The organism is Williamsia sp. Y853 (assembly GCF_056786495.1).
This window is the reverse complement of record NZ_JBXCJC010000003.1, coordinates 361085-382938: the sequence shown is the minus strand read 5'-3', so window position 1 is coordinate 382938 and position 21854 is coordinate 361085. Positions and strand designations below refer to the sequence as shown.

Below are 21854 nucleotides of genomic sequence, written 5' to 3'. Positions count from 1 at the left end.
GGCACGCTCGTGTTAGATGACGTCGTGATCGATCGACTACCCACCCCAGCGCGCAACCTCCTGCGATTGACGATCGGCGGAGGCATCCGCGCGCAGGTCCAGACCCCACACACGACCCTGCATTCCGAGCACCACCGGGTACTGCGTCGCTACGGCGACCTCGATGACCTCGACCGGGCCCGCGCCGGAGGCGGCATCCCCGTGCTCCTGCTCCCGCCCCTGGCCGCACCAGCTTCCTGCTACGACCTCGAACCCGACCACTCGTACGTCGGCCACCTGCTGAGTCAGGGACGTATCCCCTACGTCGTCGAGTACGGCGAGATGAACCGGTCCGACCGGGGCCTGGGCTTCGAGGGGTTCACCGACGACATCATCCCGCAGGCCATCGCCCGGGTACTGGCAGATTTCGATGGCCACAGCGGACAGGTCGACCTCGTCGCATGGAGCCTGGGCGGCACCGTCGCACTACTGACGCTCGCCGCCGACGCCGCGCTGCCCGTCCGGTCGATCACCGCGATCGGAACGCCGCTGAACTACGGGCTCGTGCCTCCCTATCCGCTGGTCCGGAAGCTGACCGGCAGGACCGGTCCGCGGCCTGTCACAGCGACGCTGAGCGCCTTGCGGGGGATTCCTGCACCTCTGGTGCAGATCGCCTATCGCGGCACAGCGTGGCAGCGTGAGCTCAAGAAGCCCTGGTTCATCATGAACAACCTCTCGGACACCGAGACGCTCGCCCGGATGGAGGTGGTGAACCGATTCCAGCGCCGATTCCCGGGATACCCGGGCCGCTTGTCCGAGCAGATGTGGGAGCAGTTCATCTACCACGACGAGCTCGCCGGAGGCGTGGTCAACTTCGGTGACCGCCAGATCGACCTGACCACCATCACGGTGCCGGTTCAGCTGTTCGGCAGCCACCGGGACGTCATCGTTCCGTGGGCGGCGGCCCGGCACGGCGTCGAACTGCTCGCCGAGTCACCGCAGGTGCACTTCACCACGGTCGAGTCGAGCCACCTCGGTCTGATCGCGGGCCCGGACGCCAAGGCGCAGACCTGGCCGCGCATCGATGCGTTCCATACCGCGCTGGGTGATCACGCCGCGCTGGATGATCTGGCGACCGTGCGCGATCAGGCCGATCAGGACAGTGCGGACTCGATCTCCGACGCGGTACGCAGCGCCGCGTCCCGCAGTGCAGGCACGTCCGGGCCGTAACGCAGAACCGCGCGAGAACTCGACGGCAGAATCCAGCCCAGGTCGCTGCCCGCGAAGACGGCACGCAGATCCTCGGCGGTGGCGCCCTGGGCGCCGAGTCCGGGAGCAAGCACGGGTGCACACAGATCCGCGAGGTCCAGACCGTGTTCGCGGGTGGCACCGACCACCACGCCAACCGTCCCCGAGCCGTCGCTGTTGGCCGCGGCGGCCGCATCGACGATCTGCTGGGCCACGGTCAGACCCTCACGCTCGGCCAATTGCAGCGCAGCGCCTTCCGGGTTCGATGTCCGGGCCAGCACGAACACGCCGCGTCCCTGCGCGCGGGCGAGGTCGATCGCGGGCGACAGCGAACCGAAGCCGAGGTAGGGCGACACGGTCACCGCGTCGGCACACAACGGCGACGACGGGTCCAGCCAGGCCCGCGCGTAGGCGTCCATGGTCGATCCGATGTCGCCGCGTTTGGCGTCGGCGATCACCAGCGCTCCGGAGGCCCGGCAGCCGGCGATCACCGTTTCGAGTGCGGCGAACCCCTCCGAACCAAAAGCTTCGAAGAAGGCGACCTGCGGTTTGATCACGGCCACCGTGCCGGCCAGGGCCTCGACGCAGATGTCGCCGAAAGCCCTGACCCCGGCGCCGCTGACCGGCAGCCCCCACTGTTGCAGGAGCTCGGGATGCGGGTCGATGCCCGCACACAGGCGGCCGCGCTGCGCGACCACCTCCCGATACCGTGCACCGAAGGTGCTCACTCAGCCACCCAGCATCGAGCGGTGCCGCGCCTGCAGCGACAGCACACCCATCGCGCCGCCGAGTGCAGCCTCGATGCCCTGGATCGCAGCGCTGGCGCCCTGGACCGTGGTGATGCAAGGGATGTTCACAGACACCGCGGCACTGCGGATCTCGTAGCCGTCGACACGCGGTCCCGAATTGCCGTACGGGGTGTTGATGACCATGCCGATCTCACCCGCGCGGATGAGGTCGACCACGGTCACCTCACCCTCGGGGCGGTCGGCGTCGGAGTGCTTGTACACCTGCGTGCAGGTGATCCCGTTGCGCCGCAAGACATGTGCGGTCCCCTCGGTGGCCAGGATCTCGAACCCGAGATCGGCAAGCCGCTTCACCGGGAAGACCAGCGCACGCTTGTCCTTGTTGGCAACCGAGACGAAGATCTTCCCTTCGAGCGGCAGCGAACCGTACGCGGCGGTCTGCGACTTGGCGAAGGCCCGGCCGAAATCGGCGTCGATGCCCATCACCTCACCGGTCGACTTCATCTCCGGGCTCAGCAGCGAATCGACGCCGCTGCCGTCGCTGCGGCGGAACCGGTTGAACGGCAGCACCGCTTCTTTGACCGCGATCGGTGCCGTGTCGGGCAACTCGGATCCGTCACCGGTCGCAGGCAACATCCCGTCGGCGCGCATCTCGGCGATGGTGGCGCCCAGCATGAGCCTGGCGCAGGCCTTGGCCAGTGGTACCGCAGTGGCCTTGGACACGAACGGCACCGTCCGGCTCGCCCGCGGGTTCGCCTCGAGGACGTACAGGATGTCGTCTTTCAAGGCGTACTGGACGTTGAGCAGTCCGCGCACCCCGATGCCCTTGGCCAGTGCCTCGGTGGACCGGCGGACGTTCTCGAGATCAGACTTGCCGAGCGTGATCGGCGGTAGCGCACACGCCGAGTCACCGGAGTGGATACCGGCCTCCTCGATGTGCTCCATGACGCCGCCGATGTAGCAGTCGGTGCCGTCGTAAAGGGCATCGACATCGATCTCGATGGCGTCCTCGAGGAAACGGTCGACAAGCACCGGATGGTCGGGGTTGATCTCCGTGGCGCGGGAGATGTATCCGTCGAGGGATTCCTCGTCGTAGACGATCTCCATGCCGCGGCCGCCGAGCACGTACGACGGGCGCACGAGCACCGGGTAACCGATGTCGCCTGCAATCTCCTTGGCCTCCTCGAAGGTGGTGGCCATGCCGTACTTCGCAGCGGGCAGGCCGGCTGCCTCGAGCACCTTGCCGAACTCGCCGCGATCCTCCGCGAGGTCGATGGCCTCGGGGCTGGTGCCAACGATCGGCACGCCCGCGGCCTGCAGGCGATGCGCCAACCCGAGCGGTGTCTGACCACCGAGCTGGACGATCACACCTGCGACGGTGCCCGACTCCGATTCGGCGCCGAACACCTCGAGCACGTCCTCAAACGTCAGCGGCTCGAAGTAGAGGCGGTCGGCGGTGTCGTAGTCGGTCGACACGGTTTCCGGGTTGCAGTTGACCATCACGGTCTCGTAGCCGACCTCGCTCAGCGTCAACGCGGCGTGGACGCACGAGTAGTCGAACTCGATGCCCTGTCCGATGCGGTTGGGACCCGATCCCAGGATCAGGACCTTGGGCCGCTCGGTTTGCGGCGCGACCTCCGACTTCGCTGCGGGATCGAGTTCGTACGTCGAGTAGTGGTACGGCGTGGCGGCCTCGAACTCGGCGGCGCAGGTGTCGACGGTCTTGTACACCGGGCGCACGTTCAGCGAGTGCCGCAGTTCGCGGACCGCACCCTCGTCGGCGAGGTCGTCGCGCAGTGCCGCCAGCTGACGGTCGGACAGACCATTGCTCTTCGCCAGGCGCAGCAGCGGCTCGTCGAGAACCTCCGCCGACCGGATGTCTTGTCCCAGTTGGTAGATGGCCTCGATCTCGGCCAGGAACCAGGGATCGATCTTCGTGGAATCGAAGAGCTGCTCGACGGTGGCGCCCAGCATGAATGCCTGCATGATCCCGTAGAGACGGCCGTCCTTGGGCACGCTCAGTCGCTCAAGCAATTCCGGCAGGGTCTCGGCAGGCCCGTCGGTCGCCGGTTCGGTCCAGAACCCGGCGGCCTTGGTCTCCAGCGAGCGCATGACCTTGCCCAGCGCCTCGGCGAACGAACGGCCAAGCGACATCGCCTCACCCACCGACTTCATGGTGGTGGTCAGCGTGTCATCGGCACCGGGGAACTTCTCGAACGCGAACCGCGGGGCCTTGACCACGACGTAGTCGAGGGTCGGCTCGAAGCAGGCCGGGGTCTTCTTGGTGATGTCGTTGACGATCTCGTCGAGCCGGTAACCAACCGCCAGCTTCGCCGCGATCTTCGCGATCGGGAAACCGGTGGCCTTCGACGCCAGCGCCGACGACCGGGACACCCGCGGGTTCATCTCGATGACGACCAGACGGCCGTCCGCAGGATCCATCGCGAACTGGATGTTGCAGCCACCGGTGTCGACGCCGACCTCACGGATGATGGCGATCGACAGGTCACGCATGTCCTGGTACTCACGGTCCGTCAGCGTCATCGCCGGAGCGACGGTCACCGAGTCGCCGGTGTGCACACCCACCGGGTCGACGTTCTCGATCGAGCAGACGACCACGACGTTGTCGGCACCGTCGCGCATCAATTCGAGCTCGTACTCTTTCCAGCCGAGGATCGACTCCTCGATGAGCACGTTGGCGGTCGGCGATGCCGAGAGTCCGCCACCGGCGATCCGGTTGAGGTCGGTCTCGTTGTAGGCCATCCCCGAACCGAGACCACCCATCGTGAAGGACGGGCGGACGACCACCGGATAGCCGAGATCGGCGACGGTCTCGTGGACCTGCTCCATCGTGTAGCAAACCGCGGAACGGGCGCTCTCGCCACCGACCTTGGCGACGATGTCCTTGAACTTCTGACGATCCTCACCACGCTGGATGGCGTCGAAATCGGCACCGATCAGTTCGATGTCGTATTTCTCCAGGATGCCCTCGTCGTGCAGTGCGACAGCAGCATTGAGAGCGGTCTGGCCACCCAACGTGGCCAGTACCGCATCGATCGGATATCCGGCGTCACGCTCGGCGACGATCACCTTCTCGATGTAGTCGGCGGTGATCGGCTCCACGTAGGTGGCGTCGGCGAACTCCGGGTCGGTCATGATCGTCGCCGGATTCGAGTTGACGAGACTCACGCGCAGACCTTCGGCGCGCAACACGCGACAGGCCTGGGTGCCGGAATAATCGAACTCACAGGCCTGACCGATGACGATCGGACCGGAACCGATGACCAGGACGTGCGATAGGTCGGAACGGCGGGGCATCAGGCACTAGCTCCTTGCAGAAGGGAAACGAACTTGTCGAACAGGTATGCGGCATCGTGCGGGCCTGCCGCCGCTTCTGGGTGGTACTGCACCGAGAACGCCTTGCCGCTGACCAGCTCCACGCCCTCGACGGCTCCGTCGTTGGCGCACGTATGGCTGATCCGGGCCCGGCCGAAGTCGGAGTCGAACTCCTCGCCTGCCTCACCCTCGAGTGCGAACCCATGGTTCTGCGCGGTGATCGACACCGCACCGGTCGCATGGTCGATGACCGGGATGTTGATGCCGCGGTGACCGAACTTCATCTTGTAGGTGTCGCGGCCCAGCGCTCGACCGAGGATCTGATTGCCGAAGCAGATTCCGAACAGCGGGATCCCTTCTCCCAGGACGTGGCGGGTCAGATCGACAGCGTGATTCGCGGTGGCCGGGTCACCCGGGCCGTTCGACAGGAACACACCGTCGGGGTTGATCGCGGCGATGGCGTCGGGGCTCGAACCGGCAGGGAGCACATGGACCCGGACGCCGCGCTTGGCGAACATCCGTGGGGTGTTGGTCTTGATACCGAGATCGATCGCCGCGACGGTGAAGCGGTGCTCGCCCTCGGGCTCGACGACGTAGCCGTCGGGTGTCGAGACCTCCCCTGCGAGGTTCGCGCCCTTCATCTCCGGGGCGTCGACAACACGCTTGAGCAGTTCGTCGGCACCGGCGAGTGCGTCACCGGAGAAGATCCCGGCTCGCATCGATCCGTGATCGCGCAGGGTGCGGACGACGGTGCGGGTGTCGATACCGGCGATGCCGACGATCCCCTGCTCGACCAGTTCGTCTTCGAGCGAGGACGTGGCCCGCCAGCTCGAGACCCGGCGGGTGGGGTTACGGACCGCGTAACCGCTCACCCAGATCTTCCCGGAATCGTCGCCGCGTTCTCCGGCTCTGCCGGCCCGGCTTTCACCGTCTTCTTTGTTCCAGCCGGTGTTGCCGATCTGCGGCGCGGTCGCCACGACGATCTGCCGGTGGTAACTGGGATCGGTGAGCGTCTCCTGGTACCCGGTCATCGCGGTACAGAAGACGGCTTCACCAAGGGTCTGTCCCAGTGCGCCGTATCCGGTTCCGGTGTAACGCTCGCCGTTCTCAAGAACCAGCACCGCTGGCGTTGCCCGGTTTGGCTGTGTCACTGCTTTTTTCCGTCCTGCTCGAGAGGTTTGACCCATTGCGGGTAGATGGATTTGTCGTCCGCGCGGATGCCGGAGTCGATCTCGGTTCCCGACGGCAGCAGCCATCGGATCACCAGTACGCCGTCCGCCGTCATTACTTTTCCGGCCAGTCCGCGTTCGGTCCTGATCGCGGTGATCTGGTCGGCGGGGATCCAGATCGGGTTGGCGCCGCGTCGTTCGATCAGGATTCCGCCGTCGTAACGGCTGATGTCGGCGGTCGCGCGGTCGCCGTAGTCGCCGACGGCGACGCGGTCCTGCCAACTCGGCGCGATGGTCGATCCGACATAGAGCCCTGAGTGCGGTCCGAGCCGGCGGGGACCGAGGTCGGCAGGCACTTCGGGGAACGCCCCGAGCATCTGCTCCTGGCGGCGCCCACGCCCACGCCAGCCCAGGATCATCAGACCGACGATCCCGCACCAGGCCAGGACCACGATCAGGACAACCACGACGCCGGTCATCTCGGCGACCTGACCTTGCCGCCGTTGTTGGTTATCTCGCCCCGCAGCACCGTGGCGATCACGGTGCCGGGCAGGGTGAGTCCGTCGAACGGTGAGTTCGCCGACAGGCTGGCCAGTGCGTCGGACTGCACGGTCCACTCGGTGTCCGGGTCGACCAGTGCCAGGTTGGCGGGTTCGCCTGCGGCGATCGGACGGCCGTGGTCCGGCAGACCGGTGATCTGCGCCGGACGTTCACTCATCACCGCGGCCACTCCGCGCCAGTCCAGCAGACCCGGGTTGACCATCGTCTCGATCACGATCGAGAGCGCGGTCTGCAGTCCGAGCATGCCGGGGCGGGCGTTGGCGAACTCACAGCATTTCTCTTGCGCCGCATGGGGTGCATGGTCGGTGGCGACGCAGTCGATGATCCCGTCGGCCAGAGCCGCTCGGAGCGCGACCTTGTCCCGGCCTTCGCGCAGTGGCGGATTCACCTTGTTGACGGCGTCGTATGTCTCCAGCCGGCTGTCGTCGAGGAGCAGGTGATGCGGTGTGACCTCGGCGGTGATCGAGATGCCCTGTCCACGCGCCCATTTCAACAATTCGACGGTGCCCTCGGTGGACGCATGGCAGATGTGGACCCGGGTCCCGGCGTCTCGGGCCAGCAGCGCATCGCGGGCGACGATCGATTCTTCGGCCGCGCGTGGCCAGCCGCTCAGTCCCAGACGGGCGGCCGTGGCGCCCTCGTGCGCGATCGCGCCCTTGGTCAGGCGTGGTTCTTCGGCGTGCTGGGCGATCAGGACATCGAGGCCCTTGGCGTACTCGAGGGCCCGGCGCATCAGCAGCGGGTCGTCGACGCATTTGCCGTCGTCGCTGAACATCCGCACGCCGGCCGCACCGGCGGCCATCGCGCCCATCTCGGCGAGCTGCTTGCCCTCCAGGCCCACCGTGATCGCGCCGACCGGGTGCACGTCGACGAGTCCGACCTCCTGGCCACGCCGCCAGACGTAGTCGGTGATGACCGGGCTGTCCGCGACCGGGTCGGTGTTCGCCATCGCGAAGACCGCGGTGTAACCACCGAGTGCGGCTGCCGCCGAACCGGTTTCGATCGTCTCGGTGTCTTCACGGCCGGGTTCGCGCAGATGCGTGTGCATGTCGACGAATCCGGGCAGTATGACCGCGCCGGCACCATCGAGCACATCAACGCCGGCGTCGGCCGTCAGGTCGGCCCCGATCTCGGCGATGTCACCGGCCCGGACGAGAATGTCGACGATCTCACCCCCGTACGGCCGTACGTTGCGGATCAGCAGGTCGCCGCTCACGCCACACCCTCACTCTCGGTTCCGACCAGCAGCGTGAAAAGCACTGCCATTCGCATATGAACTCCATTGGAAACCTGTTGCAGCACAGTCGACTTCGATGAGTCGGCGACGGAAAAGCCGATCTCCATGCCGCGCAACATCGGACCGGGATGCAGCACCACGGCGTGATCGGCCAACAGCGCCGCCCGCCGATCGGACAGCCCGTATCGGATCGAATACTCGCGCGCCGACGGGAAGAATCCGCCGTTCATCCGCTCGGCCTGCACGCGCAGCAGCATCACCGCGTCCACCGCCGCGAGTTCGGCGTCAAGGCTGTGCGAGATCTCCACGGGCCAGGATTCGACACCGACCGGGAGCAGGGTCGGCGGCGCCACCAGCACCACCTGGGCACCGAGGGTGGCCAGGAGATGGGCATTGGACCGCGCCACCCGCGAGTGCAGGATGTCGCCCACGATCGCAATCCGCCTGCCTTTCAGCGAACCGAGTCGCTGCCGCAGGGTCAGGGCGTCGAGCAGTGCCTGTGTCGGGTGTTCGTGGGTGCCGTCACCGGCATTGATCACCGACGGACCCGGGCCATCCTCGGAGGTCCACTGGGCGATCTGGTGCGCCGCACCGGACGCCGGATGGCGGACGATGAGCGCGTCGGCACCGGCGGCGCGCAGGGTCTTGGCCGTGTCGCGCAACGACTCGCCCTTGTTCACCGACGAGCTCGACGCACTGACGTTGATCACGTCGGCGCTCATCCACTTGCCGGCGACCTCGAACGAAACCCTTGTGCGCGTGGAGTTCTCATAGAAGACGGTCATGATGGTGCGACCCCGCAGCGTCGGGAGCTTACGGATCTCCCGACCGACAAGCGCCTGCTCGAAGCGTTCGGCCTCGTCGAGCATCTCGGTGGCCACGTCTGCGCTCAGGTCATCGACGGACAGCAGGTGCTTCATGCACTCTCCCCTGCCCGCAGGACGACCCGGTCGACACCGTCGTGTTCACGCATGTGGACCTGGACGTCTTCGCTCCGCGAGGTCGGGATGTTCTTGCCGACATAATCCGCACGCAGCGGCAATTCGCGGTGACCGCGATCCACCAGTACCGCGAGCTGAACGGCCGCCGGGCGACCCAGATCACGGAGGGCGTCGAGGGCGGCCCGCACGGTCCGTCCGGAATACAGGACGTCGTCGACGAGCACCACGAGAGCGCCATCGACACCGCCTGCCGGAACCGCGGTGGATTCGAGAGCACGATGCGGCTTGGCGCGTAGGTCGTCGCGATACAGGGTGATGTCGAGGTAACCGACGGGAACCTGAACACCCGCGAACTCGGCGATGTTCGCCGCCAGGCGCCGCGCGAGGAAGATGCCCCGAGTCGGGATTCCGATGATGACAACCCGTGGTGAATCGGGGCTGTCGAGAGCTGTCTTTTCGATGATCTGATGCGCTATCCGCGCAATGGTCCTACCGACATCGGCGTCGTCGAGTAATTCACGACCCGCGTCGGTACCGTCGCTTTGTTGAGCTGGCACGGTTATCGGGACCTCCTTCTCCGCCTCTCGGGACGGATCGTTAAAGGATGTCGGCCACTGCAATGGTGGCCGACATCATTAGCACCGGCCACCATCGCAATTTCACCGCAAACACTATCAGGTGAGGCTCAGGCCTCCGGCGAGCGCGGTTCCGGTGTCTCGAGTGACGCCCGCACCTGCGGTGCCAGCAGCACGATCCGGCCAAGCACGCCGTTCACAAACGCCGGCGAATCATCCGTGGACAACTCTTTGGCCAGTTCGACGGCCTCGTCGACGACGACCATCGTGGGGACGTCGTTGGTGTTGAACAGCTCCCAGGTGGCCAGTCGCAGGATGGCGCGGTCGACCGCGGGCAGCCGCGGAAGTGTCCACTCATTCAGGTGCGACGCGATCACCGCGTCGATCTGCGCGGTGTCACCGGCGATACCTTCGATGATCTGGGCGGTGTAGTCATTGATCTTGCCGACGCTGTCGTCGGTGGCCGCCAGCTCACGACGCTGGGCGATCAGCTCGACGGGTGAGCAGTTCTTGACCTCTGCCTCGAACAGCAGATCGACGGCACGCTTGCGTGCCTTGTGTCGGGTACCGGGCTTTTTCACCAGCGTCAGGAGTTGACGCGGCCGAGGTAGCTGCCGTCGCGCGAGTCGACCTTCAGCTTGTCCCCGGTGTTGATGAACAGCGGGACCTGGATCTCGGCGCCGGTTTCGAGCGTCGCCGGCTTGGTGCCACCGGTCGATCGGTCGCCCTGGACGCCGGGGTCGGTCTGTGCGACGACGATCTCCACCGTGACCGGGAGCTCGACGTACAGCGGGACACCCTCATGGGTGGCGACCTGGACCCGCATGTTCTCCAACATGAACTTCGCGCCGTCACCGACGGTCTCCGGGCTGACGTTGAGCTGCTCGAAGGTGTCGCCGTCCATGAAGACGAAGTCCTGGCCGTCGTTGTAGAGGTAGGTCATGTCGCGGCGGTCGACCGTTGCGGTCTCGACCTTCACACCGGCGTTGAACGTCTTGTCGACGGTCTTACCCGACAGCACGTTCTTGATCTTGGTTCGGACAAACGCCGGGCCCTTGCCCGGCTTGACGTGCTGGAACTCGAGGATCTGCCACAGCTGACCCTCCATGTTCAGCACGAGGCCGTTTTTGAAATCCGAGGTGTTTGCCACGTTCTTGTTCTTCCTCTCGAGCTGCGGGCGGATGGTTCCACTCGCAACTGCTGTGCTGGGCGCCGGAGCGCGTCAGATGACGGTGAATGTCTTGTCGGTGGTGGTGAGCAGTTCGGGATCGCCGTCGCGGACCACAAGGGTGTCTTCGATCCTGACGCCACCTCGGCCCGGCAGGTAAATCCCGGGCTCCACGGTCACCGCTGCACCGCATGGCAGTGTACCCGTGCTCAACGCGCCGATAGACGGCGCTTCATGTATCTGCAGTCCGACGCCATGGCCGAGGCCGTGCACGTAATAGTCACCGAAGCCGGCCTCGTCGATGATCGACCGGGCCGCAGCGTCGACGCCCACCGCCTCGACACCGGGCTCGAGCGCGTCGCGACCGGCTTTCTGCGCCGTCGCGACGATGTCGTAGATGTCACGCTGCCAGGACTCGGACGATTCGAGCACATAGGTCCGCGTCATATCCGAGTGGTAGCCGGCGACTACGGCCCCGAAGTCGATCTTCAGCAGGTCACCCGAGCTCAACTCGGCGTCGGTCGGCCGGTGATGCGGTACCGCCGAGTTGGCGCCGGTGGCCACGATCGTCTCGAACGACACCGCGTCGGCGCCCCGCTCGAACATCGCCCATTCCAGTGCGCGCGCAACCTTGCGCTCGGTGTTGCCCGGCACCAGCACCCCTGCTGTGATGATGTCCGCGAGAGCCAGGTCGGCCGCCTGGCAGGCGGTGCGGATCTGCTCGATCTCGAACTCGTCTTTGACGATGCGCAGCTCTTCGACGAGCGGCGTCACCGGGACCAGCGTCTCGGAACCACCGAGCAGCGGCAGCAGTCGCTGATGGGTCGCCACCGTCACCACATGCTTCTCGAATCCGATCCGGGCGCCCGAGCCGACCAGGTACTCGATCAAGGCGCGCGGGCAGTCCCGGTTGATGATCGCGGTCAGATCGGGGGCCTGTTCGGCCACCTGCGTGATGTAGCGGCCGTCGGTGGCGATCCGATCATCGCCTGCGGCGGTGATCACCACACCACCGTTCGAACCGGTGAATCCGGTGAGATACCGCACATTGACCAGGTCGGTGATCAGGAGGGCGTCAACGCCTGCCCCACTGAGCAGCGCGCGCAGCCGGTCACGACGCGCCGATTCCGCAGTTGGGCCGAGGTCGGTGACCACTCGTTCAACAGTCATGAAAGCCAGGCTAGTTCAGTGGTCGGTTCGCGCGCGGTTCCACGATCAACTCGGACACCGCGTTCGTTTTGTGGCCCCTGCCACATGAACACGTTCCACATCGGTACTCTGCTCACATGGTTGCGTGGCTGTTACGTGGTTTGGTGATGTCGGCGGTGCACATCGGTGCCCGGGTCCTGCTGGGGCTGGCCATTGTGGCCTGGCCCCTGGACTCAAATTATTGGAAGACGATCGCCATCGCCGGCGTGGTGTTGGTGGCGCTGATCTGGGGTGGCATAGACGGTCTGATCGACGGTCACGCACATGCCGATCCCGACGACTACAACGACCTCACGATGCGCTGGCTCAAGGCCGGACTCCTCACCGGACTCATCAGTGCCGTTGTCTGCTGGATCCTCGGCAACTGGGTGATGTCCGGGATCGGCGAGAACTCGCTGGCCATCGAGATCTTTGCCGGCGGCTCGTTCACGACTCTGCTGGTGTTCGTCCCCGCCCTCGTCGGCGCTGCGGTCGGCCGGTTCCTCACCCGCCGCCAGCACCGCAAGAACGAGGCCAAGGCGCACGACCAGAACGCCTACGCCTGACCCCAAACGCTCCGGATACACGAGGACGCTCCACAAATATGTGGAGCGTCCTCGTATATCCGGAGCGTTTGCGGGTGGGGGCTAGAGCAGGACCGCACCGTTGGTGGGTTCGTCCTTGGCGACGGTGGAGTACGCCGCCGCGAGCAGAGCCGGATCGGGAGCTTCCAGACGTCCCGGCTTGGCCAGGCCGTCGAGGACGACGAATCGCAGCATGCCCGAACGGTTCTTCTTGTCACCCGCCATGCCCTTGAGGAGATCGGGGAAGGCGTCGGCGTCGTATCCGACCGGCAGTCCGACACTCTCGAGCACGCTGCGGTGCCGGTCGGCGGTGGCATCGTCGAGGCGTCCGGCGAGTCTGCCGAGTTCGGCGGCGTAGACCAGCCCAACCGATACCGCAGCACCGTGGCGCCACTTGTACTTTTCGCGCCGCTCGATGGCGTGGCCGAGGGTGTGTCCGTAGTTGAGGATCTCGCGCAGCGACGATTCCCGCAGATCGGCCGCAACCACTTCGGCCTTGACCCGCACGGACCGCTCGATCAGTTCCGGCAGGATCGGGCCGGTCGGGTCGAGCGCGGCCTGCGGATCGGCTTCGATCAGGTCCAGAATCACCGGATCGGCGATGAAACCGGTCTTGATGACCTCGGCCATGCCGGCGATGATCTCGTTGCGCGGAACGGTTTCCAGTGTCGCGATGTCGATGAGTACGGCCCGCGGTTCGTGGAACGACCCGACGAGGTTCTTGCCTGCCTCGGTGTTGATGCCCGTCTTGCCGCCCACCGCGGCGTCGACCATCGCCAGCAGAGTGGTCGGGACGTGGACGACCGGGATTCCGCGCATCCAGGTGGCAGCGACGAATCCGGACAGATCGGTGGCCGCTCCACCACCGAGTGAGATCACCACGTCGTTGCGCTTCATGCCGATCCGGCCGAAGACCTCCCAGCAGAACGAGGCAACCGACAATTCTTTGCCTGCCTCGGCATCGGGGATCTCGATCCGGTGCGCATTGAAGTTGTTCTTGTCCAGCGTCTTCCGGATGACCTCGGCGGTCTCGGCAAGAGACGGCTGGTACAGGATGGCCACCGAATCGGCGCCGGCGACGGCCTCGACCAGTTCGGTCAGCAGCCCGCGGCCGATGATGACCTCGTAGGGACTCTCACTGTTCACCGGTACGCGGATGGGTGCGGCTTGCTCGGTCACTTGGTGGCCTCCTGCTCGGTCAGTTGGGTGATGATCTCGTCGGCGACCACACGCTGATGCGGGTGCGCATCCACCACGATCGTGGCGACGCCCTGGTAGATCGAATCTCGTTGTGCCAGCAGGTCTCGATACGCCTGCTTGGGGTTGTCCACTTTCAGGAGCGGCCGATTGGAGTTCGCAACCCGCGAAAAACCTTGTTCGGCATCGACTCTGAGGTAGACAACCGGGTGTCCGGTGAGTAGCTCGCGGGTGGCCGCCGTCAGGATGGCGCCGCCGCCCAGCGACAGCACGCCGGTGTGGGTGCGCAGCAGATCGGCGACGATCTCGCGTTCGTATTCACGGAATGCCTCTTCACCGTCGGTGAAGATCTCCGGGATGGTCCGGCCGCTTCGGCGCTCGATCTCGGCGTCGCTGTCTTTCCACTCGCAACCCAGGACGCGCGCGAGCTGTTGTCCGACCGTGGTCTTGCCCGAGCCCATGAAGCCGATGAGCACCACCCGCGGGCCGGTCGACCCCGTCACGACGAAGGCAGGTGTGCGGCCACACGCTTGAGGTAGCCGGCGAGGTTGTCCCCGGTCTCGACGGCCGAATCGCCACCGAACTTCTCCAGGGCCGCCTGCGCCAGGACCAGTGCCACCATCGACTCGGCGACCACACCCGCCGCCGGAACTGCACAGACGTCCGAGCGCTGGTGGATGGCCGTGGCCTGTTCACCGGTGGTCATGTCCATGGTCGAAAGCGCCTTCGGCACTGTGGAAATCGGCTTCATCGCGGCCCGGACCCGGAGGGACTCACCGTTGGTCATGCCGCCTTCGAGCCCACCGGCACGGTTGGTCGACCGCACCGCGCCACCTGGACCGGGGATCATCTCGTCGTGTGCGGCGCTGCCGCGACGGCGAGCGGTCTCGAATCCGTCGCCGACCTCGACACCCTTGATGGCCTGGATACCCATCAGCGCACCGGCCAACCGCGAATCGAGACGACGATCGCCACTGACGTGCGAACCCAGACCCACGGGCACACCCGTCGCGACCACCTCGACAACACCGCCGAGGGTGTCGCCATCGCGTTTTGCCGCTTCGATCTCGGCGATCATCGAAGCCTGCGCCGCGGTCGAGTAGGCCCGAACCGGGCTGGCGTCGATCTGCTCGAGGTCGGCGTAGACCGGGGCGGCACCGACGTAGGGGTCGGAGGCTCCGATGGAGATCACGTGCGACAGCACCTCGATACCGAGGACCTGACGCAGGAAGTTACGGGCGACCGTGCCGATCGCAACGCGGGCAGCGGTCTCGCGGGCGCTGGCCCGTTCCAGGACCGGACGGGCATCGTCGAAGCCGTATTTCAACATGCCGGAGTAGTCGGCGTGGCCGGGTCGCGGCCGGGTGAGCGGCGCGTTCCGGGCGATGCCTTCGAGTTCTTCGGCCGGGACCGGATCGGCAGACATCACGGTCTCCCACTTGGGCCACTCGGTGTTGCCGATCTCGATGGCGATCGGTCCGCCCATCGTCAAACCGTGGCGGACACCACCGACCAGGGTGACCTGGTCGGCCTCGAACTTCATTCGCGCACCCCGTCCATAACCAAGACGGCGGCGGGCCAATTGGTCAGCAACCTGCGACGAGGTCACCTCGACACCGGCCACCATCCCTTCCAGGACGGCTACCAGTGCGGGACCATGGGATTCTCCGGCAGTACTCCAGCGCAACACAGTTCCCAATTGTTCCACGCCCATCAACATGTGCTGTCACCAGATCCCCTGCCGTCACCAGAGGCCACAGCAGAGCGCCGCGGACGCACACAGCGCCGGTCCATGTGCCGTATCGCGCGAACGGCCTTCACCCGCACGGCAGATCAGAACCTGTCCGAGCGTCAACACCTGCGCGAGCAACACCAAGATCACTGCAGTGGCGAGCGAACCGGCCATCGCGCCGACCACCACGGCCAACTTCACATCACCACCGCCGCAGCCCCCGAACCAGAACGCGATCAGGTAGATGACACCGGCCACCAGCAGGCCGGCGCCCGCGCCGGGGGCGATGATCGTGCCTGCGATGGCTCCGAGCACACCGGGTAGGACCACACCGTTCGGCAGGCGGCGGGTCCGCGCGTCGGCTCCGGCCAGCGCCACAAACCAGAACCCCACGATCCCGACAACAAGCTGCATTCACCCACCCTCGCGCAGCCGCATCCGCTGTGGGGGCCACCGGCAACCCGATTGTGGATGGGCACCGACTCTGTGGACGAATCGGTCGTTGTTGGCCGAGTCAGTCGAGCGCGGCGGCCATCACGTCCAGCGGCGCCTTCATGCCGGTGAACTGCTCGACCTGTCCCAGCGCCTGATTCAGGAGCATCACCAGCCCACCGACCACGGCGCCACCGGATTCGCTGACAGCGGCGGCCAGCGGGGTCGGCCAGGGGCTGTAGATGACGTCGAACAGTCGTGCTGTCGGTGCCAGAGCCCGGGCCAGCGGCTCGGCGGCCGCAGCCGGAACCGTGTTGACGACCACTGCGGCGGTGGCCGCGCGGTCCGCCAGTTCGGGAGTCGGTTCGAACGGCAGGATGTCGGTGGCCAGGCCCAGCGTGTCGGCAACGGCCAGCACCTCCGCGGCCCGGGCGCGACTACGAGCGACGATGCTCACCTCGCCGATACCGGCATCGGCCAGCGCCGCCAGGACCGGTGCGGCAGTTCCGCCCGCTCCGATGACAACAGCGTGTCTCGTCGGCGCCTGATCGATCTGGAGTTCGGCCAGGGCTGCCGCCGCACCGTCGATGTCGGTGCAATCCGCGCGCCAGCCACCGGCGACCCGGACCAGCGTGTTGGCCGAGCCCACGGCAATCGCACGGTCGGTGCGGTGATCGGCGAACTCCAGCGCGGCCCGTTTGCCCGGCATCGTCACCGAGAACCCGATGTACTTCTCATCGATACCCGAGACCAGCGATGGGAGTTGCTCCGCGGTGCACTCGATGCGCTCGTAGGTCCAGTCGACAAGACCCAATGCCCGGTACGCCGCCAGATGCAACGCGGGCGATTTCGAGTGTGCCACCGGCGATCCCAGGATCGCGGCAGCTCTGCCACGGCACGTCATCAGCAGTTGGTCTGGAGAATCGAATTGTCGCAAGCCTGTTGGCGGTTGCGCTTGTGCTGCTCGTAGTCCTCGGTGAACAGCGTGGTCCCCTGCTGATCGACTGTGACAAAGTACAACCAGTTACCGACCGGCGGTTCGATCGCTGCCAGCAATGCGGGCTGGCCGACCGCGCCGATCGGGGTGACCGGTAAACCCTTCTGCTGGTAGGTGTTCCACTTGGTGGGTGCCACGAAATCGTCACCGGCCACATCGATGTTCTGGATGGCGGAGGTGTAGTTGACCGTCGAGTCCATCTGTAGGGCCTGGTCGACGCCGAGCCGATTGGCGATGACCCGGGCGACCTTCGGATAATCCTCGGCGGTGTTGACCTCACGTTCGACGATCGAGGCCGACACCAGCGTCTGGTACGGGTTCAGGCCCGTCGACGAGGTGCCCGATGCGGGTAGACCCCACTGCGCGAACAGGTCTGCGCTGCGCGAGATCAGGTAGTTCAGCATCTGCACCGGGGTGAGGCCGGGATCGATCATCTCCCACGACGTCGGCGCGATCAGACCCTCGATGCGGCGATGATCGCCATCAAGCGCCGACACCGCATCTACGGCCCACTCGGGCACACCGAGTTCTTGTGGAGTGGCGGTCGCCGCGGCCTGGGCCAGATCCTCGACCGTGGAGCCCTGCGTCACGCCGTTGAGGTCGACGGTGGTGGCCTCGGCAACCCGGGCGAAGATGCCCGCGGTGGTCTTGCCGTCGATGCCGTCCTTGGAGTCGAGCTGCAGACCCTCCGGGATGACCACCCGGCCGACCCGGCTGTCCATGTTCGTCAGCATCGACACCGCAGTGCTGGCCGGGATCTCGGTGCGGAGTTTGTAGTAACCGGCCGATATCGGCTGGTCATCGGCCGCAAGCGTGAAGGCGTTGACGCTGCCGACCACGTCGTTTTCTTCGAGGATCTCGCCGAACTGGGTCAGCGTCGCATCCTGCGGGATCGACACGAGAACATCCGAGGTGCCTGCGACGTTCGTGAAGTCTTTGTCGTCGGTTCCGAAGAATCCGGCAACGCGTAGTCCGGCGTATCCGATGCCACCGACCAGGGCCAGCATGAAGACGACCGCGGCCGAGATCACGATCAGTCTCCGCTTCTTGCGGCGCGCTGTCGCCGCGGCGGTGCGCTTGGGTGACCGGACGCGGGCCGTCTCTTCGCGGCGGTCGGCGTACTCCTCACGACCCGGATCGACGTAGGGCGCCCGCGCGTCACGCCTGGGATCGGGGTCGTACGCGCGCGGATGCGCAGGCTCGACAGCCCGCGGAGCCGGTCGCTGTCGCGGGATCGGTTGCGATGGGGGTTGCTGTCGCGGGATCGGTTGCGATGGGGGTTGCTGTCGCGGGATCGGTTGCGACGGGGGTTGCTGTCGCGGGATCGGTTGCGACGGAGGTTGCTGGGGTCCGGGGTGGGGCTCCCACAGGGCTTCCGGTGGTGGCGCGCTCGCCCGCCGAGGTGGCGCCTCCCGCGGAGGTGGCGGTGGCGGTGTGCGACGACCTGCTGCCGGATCACGCGGTGGGATCACCTCGGGTCCACGTCTGCGGTTCGGTGCCGTTCCGTTTCCCTGAGTGAAGTACTTCAGACGATCGGGGTCATAGGGAGTGTCCGCGCGCCGACGACGGCGACCCGGCTCTGCCTGCGCCCGACGATCGTCGGATCCGTCGTCGCTCACCCGCGGCCTTCCTGACTTGCCTGCAGATCCAGCCAGTTCTGGAGGATCGCGGTGGCAGCTGCCTGATCGATCACAGATTTCTGGAACTTCGCCCGAACACCGGACGAACGTAGTGCTTGTTGTGCGGTCACCGTTGTCAAACGTTCATCGGAGTACATCACCGGCACCGGCGAGATGCGCCGGGCCAGCGCGTCACCGAACTCGGTGGCGAGGGCGGCCGCATGACCGTGCTCGTCGCGCAACGTTTTCGGCAGTCCGACGATAACGCCCACAGCGTCATATTCGGCGACAATTTCGGCGAGTCGCCTCAGATCGGCATCACCTTTGGGGGTTCGGGCGACAGTCTCGACCGGAGTGGCCAGGATCCCGTCGGGATCACACGAGGCCACTCCGATCCGAACGCTGCCGACGTCGATGGCGATACGGCGCCCTCGGGGCGTCAGCGTCATCGAGCCGAGCCGACCAGTTCACGCAGCCGAACCAGCGCTGAATCAATACCTGCGGCGTCGCTACCGGAACCCTGTGCCAGGTCCGGCTTTCCGCCTCCCCGACCCGAGACCAGCGGCGCGAGTTCGCGAACCAGATCGCCGGCCTTGATCCCGGCGTCGCGGGCTGCCGCGGTGGTCGCGACGGCAAACGGCACCTTATCGCCCGATGCCGAGAAGAGGACCACAACGGCGTTGTCCGAGCCCACGCGTCCGCGCAGGTCCGCGGCCAGTGTCCGCAGGTCACCGGCGTCCATACCGTCGAGCTTTCCGGCGACCACCAACACGTCACCGACACGCGTCGCGTCATCGATCAGCGAACCCACTGATGCCTTCGCCGCGTCGGCCCGCATCTTCTCGATCTGCTTTTCGGCTTCCTTGAGTTTCGTCACGAGCGACTCGACCCGTCCGGGAACCTGGTCGCTCGGCACCTTGAGGGACGAGGCCAGTCCGGCCAGCAGTGCGCGTTCCTTGGCCAGGTAGCGGTAGGAGTCGAGCCCGACGTACGCCTCGACCCGTCGCACACCGGAACCGACCGACGACTCACCGAGCAAGGTGACCGGGCCGACCTGCGCCGACGAACCGACGTGGGTTCCACCGCACAGTTCCATCGAGAACGGTCCACCCATCTCGACCACTCGGACGACGTCACCGTAGTTCTCACCGAAGAGCGCCAGCGCGCCCATCGCCTTGGCATCGTCGATTCCGGTTTCGAACGTGTTGACCGGGTAGTTCGCCTCGACCGCAGCGTTGGTGATCTCTTCGATCTCACCGCGCTGCGCCTCGGTCAGCGCGCCCTGCGATGCGAAGTCGAACCGCAGGTAGCCGGGCCGGTTGAGTGAACCCGCCTGTGTTGCGGTCGGTCCGAGGACCTGGCGCAACGCGGCTCCCACGAGGTGGGTACCGGAGTGGCCCTGGGTGGCACCGTGACGCCAGGCGGCGTCGACCTGGGTGAGGACTTCGTCACCCTCGGCGATCTCGCCCTCTTCGATGACGGCGCGGTGCAGCCAGACCGACTTGCCGACCTTCTGTACGTCTTTGACCGCCAGGCGCAGGCCCGACGACGTGGTGATGGTTCCGATGTCGGCGATCTGGCCACCGGCCTCGGCGTAGAGCGGGCTGCGGTCCAGGATCACCTCGATCTCCTGACCGGCGAACGCGCTTCGCACGCGCTGCCCGTCGGCGACCAGACCCAAAACCTTTGACTCCGAATTGAGTTCGTCGAACCCGGTGAACACGGTGGGTCCACGATCGAGGAACTCGCGGTACACACTGAGATCCGCGTGACCAGCCTTACGAGCGGTCGCATCGGCTTTCGCGCGCTGCCGCTGCTCGGTCATCAGTTCTTTGAACCCGGCCTCGTCGACCGAGAGTCCGGCCTCGGCGGCCATCTCCAGTGTGAGGTCGATCGGGAATCCGTAGGTGTCGTGCAACGCGAACGCGTCTTTGCCGCTGATCCGGGTGGCACCGGACGACTTGGTGGTCTTGGCGGCGTCGTCGAACAGCCGCGAACCCGCGGTCAGAGTCTTGAGGAAGGCGTCTTCCTCACCGACCGACGTGCTGACGATCCGGGCGCGCTTGTCGGCGAGTTCGGGGTACGACGCGGTCATCGTGTCGATGACGGCGTCGGTGAACGCCTTCATCGTGGCGCCGGTGGCACCGAGGAGCCGGGCCGAGCGCACGATTCGGCGCAGCAGGCGACGCAGTACGTAACCGCGACCGTCGTTGCCGGGCGTGATCCCGTCGGCGATCAACATCACCGCGGTGCGGGCGTGATCGGCGATGACGCGGAAACGGACCGAATCGGCGGGATCCGCTCCGTAGGTGCGGCCGGTCAGGCGCTCGGCGACCCCGATGACCGGTGCCAGCAGATCGGTTTCGTAGACGTTCTCGACACCCTGCAGGATGCAGGCGACACGCTCGATGCCCATGCCGGTGTCGATGTTCTTCTTCGGCAGCGGTCCGAGGATCTCGTAGCCGTCCTTGCCACCACCGGGACCCCGCTGGTTCTGCATGAAGACCAGGTTCCAGATCTCGATGTAACGGTCCTCGTCGGCCTCGGGTCCGCCCGGGGCGCCGTAGTCGGGGCCGCGGTCGTAGAAGATCTCCGAGCTCGGTCCACAGGGTCCGGGGACACCCATCGACCAGTAGTTGTCCTTCATGCCGCGGCGCTGGATCCGCTCGGCGGGCACACCGATCTCGTCATGCCAGATCGCGGCGGCCTCGTCGTCGTCGAGATACACGGTTGGCCACAGGCGCGTCGGGTCGATGCCGTAGCCACCGTCGTCGACGGAGTTGGTCAGCAGCGTCCAGGCGAAGTGAATCGCTTCGCGCTTGAAGTAGTCGCCGAACGAGAAGTTGCCTGCCATCTGGAAGAACGTGTTGTGGCGTGTGGTGATGCCCACTTCCTCGATGTCGAGGGTGCGGACACACTTCTGAATGCTGGTGGCCCGCACATACGGCGGGGTCTGCTCACCGAGGAAGTACGGCTTGAACGGCACCATGCCGGCATTGACGAACAGCAGATTGGGATCCTCGAGGATCAGGGACGCACTCGGCACCTCGACGTGTCCGGCCTTGATGAAGTGATCCAGGAACCGCTTCCTGATCTCATGCGTCTGCACTGACTGTCCTCACTCTGTGACTCCACCTGGTTGTCC

General features: G+C 66.1%; 20 protein-coding genes. 2 read left to right on the top strand and 18 right to left on the bottom strand.

Annotated features, from left to right (window positions below; all coding sequences use genetic code 11):
- Positions 1 to 9: 9 nt before the first annotated feature.
- Positions 10 to 1209: an alpha/beta hydrolase gene (locus tag AC1TPF_RS17950; protein ID WP_482144893.1), complete on the top strand. Its 1200-nt coding sequence runs from the start codon at positions 10 to 12 to the stop codon at positions 1207 to 1209.
- Here the strand turns inward: AC1TPF_RS17950 and pyrF are convergent.
- The 10 genes from pyrF to AC1TPF_RS17900 all read right to left on the bottom strand — a co-directional run bounded on the left by pyrF (position 1134) and on the right by AC1TPF_RS17900 (position 12130).
- Positions 1134 to 1955, bottom strand: coding sequence for an orotidine-5'-phosphate decarboxylase (gene pyrF / locus AC1TPF_RS17945; RefSeq protein WP_482144892.1), 822 nt, complete (start codon positions 1953 to 1955; stop codon positions 1134 to 1136). The two genes, AC1TPF_RS17950 and pyrF, sit on opposite strands and share 76 nt — an antisense overlap.
- Positions 1956 to 5291, bottom strand: coding sequence for a carbamoyl-phosphate synthase large subunit (carB, locus tag AC1TPF_RS17940; RefSeq protein WP_482139334.1), 3336 nt, complete (start codon positions 5289 to 5291; stop codon positions 1956 to 1958).
- The gene (carA, locus tag AC1TPF_RS17935) at positions 5291 to 6460 is read right to left on the bottom strand and encodes a glutamine-hydrolyzing carbamoyl-phosphate synthase small subunit (protein ID WP_482139333.1); all 1170 of its coding nucleotides are present in this window, start codon (positions 6458 to 6460) and stop codon (positions 5291 to 5293) included. Before carA ends, carB begins: the two co-directional genes overlap by 1 nt.
- The gene (locus AC1TPF_RS17930; protein WP_482139332.1) at positions 6457 to 6957 is read right to left on the bottom strand and encodes a PH-like domain-containing protein; all 501 of its coding nucleotides are present in this window, start codon (positions 6955 to 6957) and stop codon (positions 6457 to 6459) included. Before AC1TPF_RS17930 ends, carA begins: the two co-directional genes overlap by 4 nt.
- The gene (locus AC1TPF_RS17925; protein WP_482139331.1) at positions 6954 to 8255 is read right to left on the bottom strand and encodes a dihydroorotase; all 1302 of its coding nucleotides are present in this window, start codon (positions 8253 to 8255) and stop codon (positions 6954 to 6956) included. The genes AC1TPF_RS17930 and AC1TPF_RS17925 overlap by 4 nt, the downstream gene beginning before the upstream one ends.
- Positions 8252 to 9196, bottom strand: a complete 945-nt coding sequence (locus tag AC1TPF_RS17920) for an aspartate carbamoyltransferase catalytic subunit (protein WP_482139330.1) — start codon at positions 9194 to 9196, stop codon at positions 8252 to 8254. Before AC1TPF_RS17920 ends, AC1TPF_RS17925 begins: the two co-directional genes overlap by 4 nt.
- Entirely contained in the window at positions 9193 to 9774 is a 582-nt protein-coding gene (pyrR, locus tag AC1TPF_RS17915; RefSeq protein ID WP_482139329.1) for a bifunctional pyr operon transcriptional regulator/uracil phosphoribosyltransferase PyrR, read from the bottom strand. Before pyrR ends, AC1TPF_RS17920 begins: the two co-directional genes overlap by 4 nt.
- 128 nt (positions 9775 to 9902) lie before the next feature.
- Positions 9903 to 10373, bottom strand: a complete 471-nt coding sequence (gene nusB, locus AC1TPF_RS17910; protein WP_482139328.1) for a transcription antitermination factor NusB — start codon at positions 10371 to 10373, stop codon at positions 9903 to 9905.
- 5 nt (positions 10374 to 10378) lie between these two features.
- Positions 10379 to 10942, bottom strand: a complete 564-nt coding sequence (efp, locus tag AC1TPF_RS17905; protein WP_482139327.1) for an elongation factor P — start codon at positions 10940 to 10942, stop codon at positions 10379 to 10381.
- 72 nt (positions 10943 to 11014) lie between these two features.
- Positions 11015 to 12130 (bottom strand): M24 family metallopeptidase, encoded by a 1116-nt coding sequence (locus AC1TPF_RS17900; protein ID WP_482139326.1) that lies wholly within the window; start codon positions 12128 to 12130, stop codon positions 11015 to 11017.
- 116 nt (positions 12131 to 12246) lie between these two features.
- On the opposite strand from AC1TPF_RS17900, the gene AC1TPF_RS17895 reads away from it, so the two are divergent.
- Entirely contained in the window at positions 12247 to 12714 is a 468-nt protein-coding gene (locus AC1TPF_RS17895) for a B-4DMT family transporter (RefSeq protein WP_482139325.1), read from the top strand.
- Between the two features lie 81 nt (positions 12715 to 12795).
- On the opposite strand, the gene aroB is transcribed toward AC1TPF_RS17895, so the two are convergent.
- The 8 genes from aroB to alaS form a co-directional block, all read right to left on the bottom strand.
- Complete coding sequence (aroB, locus tag AC1TPF_RS17890) at positions 12796 to 13911, bottom strand: 3-dehydroquinate synthase (RefSeq protein ID WP_482144891.1); 1116 nt, start codon at positions 13909 to 13911, stop codon at positions 12796 to 12798.
- Positions 13908 to 14432 carry a shikimate kinase gene (locus AC1TPF_RS17885; protein WP_482144890.1) on the bottom strand — a complete coding sequence of 175 codons (525 nt, stop codon included), beginning with the start codon at positions 14430 to 14432 and terminating at the stop codon, positions 13908 to 13910. Before AC1TPF_RS17885 ends, aroB begins: the two co-directional genes overlap by 4 nt.
- Positions 14429 to 15637 carry a chorismate synthase gene (gene aroC / locus AC1TPF_RS17880; RefSeq protein WP_482144889.1) on the bottom strand — a complete coding sequence of 403 codons (1209 nt, stop codon included), beginning with the start codon at positions 15635 to 15637 and terminating at the stop codon, positions 14429 to 14431. The genes AC1TPF_RS17885 and aroC overlap by 4 nt, the downstream gene beginning before the upstream one ends.
- Before the next feature lie 36 nt (positions 15638 to 15673).
- Positions 15674 to 16075 carry a prepilin peptidase gene (locus AC1TPF_RS17875; protein ID WP_482144888.1) on the bottom strand — a complete coding sequence of 134 codons (402 nt, stop codon included), beginning with the start codon at positions 16073 to 16075 and terminating at the stop codon, positions 15674 to 15676.
- Positions 16076 to 16175: 100 nt separating this feature from the next.
- Positions 16176 to 16997, bottom strand: coding sequence for a shikimate dehydrogenase (locus AC1TPF_RS17870; RefSeq protein ID WP_482144887.1), 822 nt, complete (start codon positions 16995 to 16997; stop codon positions 16176 to 16178).
- A complete protein-coding gene (mltG, locus tag AC1TPF_RS17865; RefSeq protein ID WP_482144886.1) occupies positions 16997 to 18709 on the bottom strand; it encodes an endolytic transglycosylase MltG in 1713 nt (570 codons plus the stop codon). Before mltG ends, AC1TPF_RS17870 begins: the two co-directional genes overlap by 1 nt.
- Positions 18706 to 19158: a Holliday junction resolvase RuvX gene (gene ruvX, locus AC1TPF_RS17860; RefSeq protein ID WP_482139318.1), complete on the bottom strand. Its 453-nt coding sequence runs from the start codon at positions 19156 to 19158 to the stop codon at positions 18706 to 18708. The genes mltG and ruvX overlap by 4 nt, the downstream gene beginning before the upstream one ends.
- Positions 19155 to 21818 (bottom strand): alanine--tRNA ligase, encoded by a 2664-nt coding sequence (alaS, locus tag AC1TPF_RS17855; protein ID WP_482144885.1) that lies wholly within the window; start codon positions 21816 to 21818, stop codon positions 19155 to 19157. Before alaS ends, ruvX begins: the two co-directional genes overlap by 4 nt.
- Positions 21819 to 21854 lie beyond the last annotated feature (36 nt).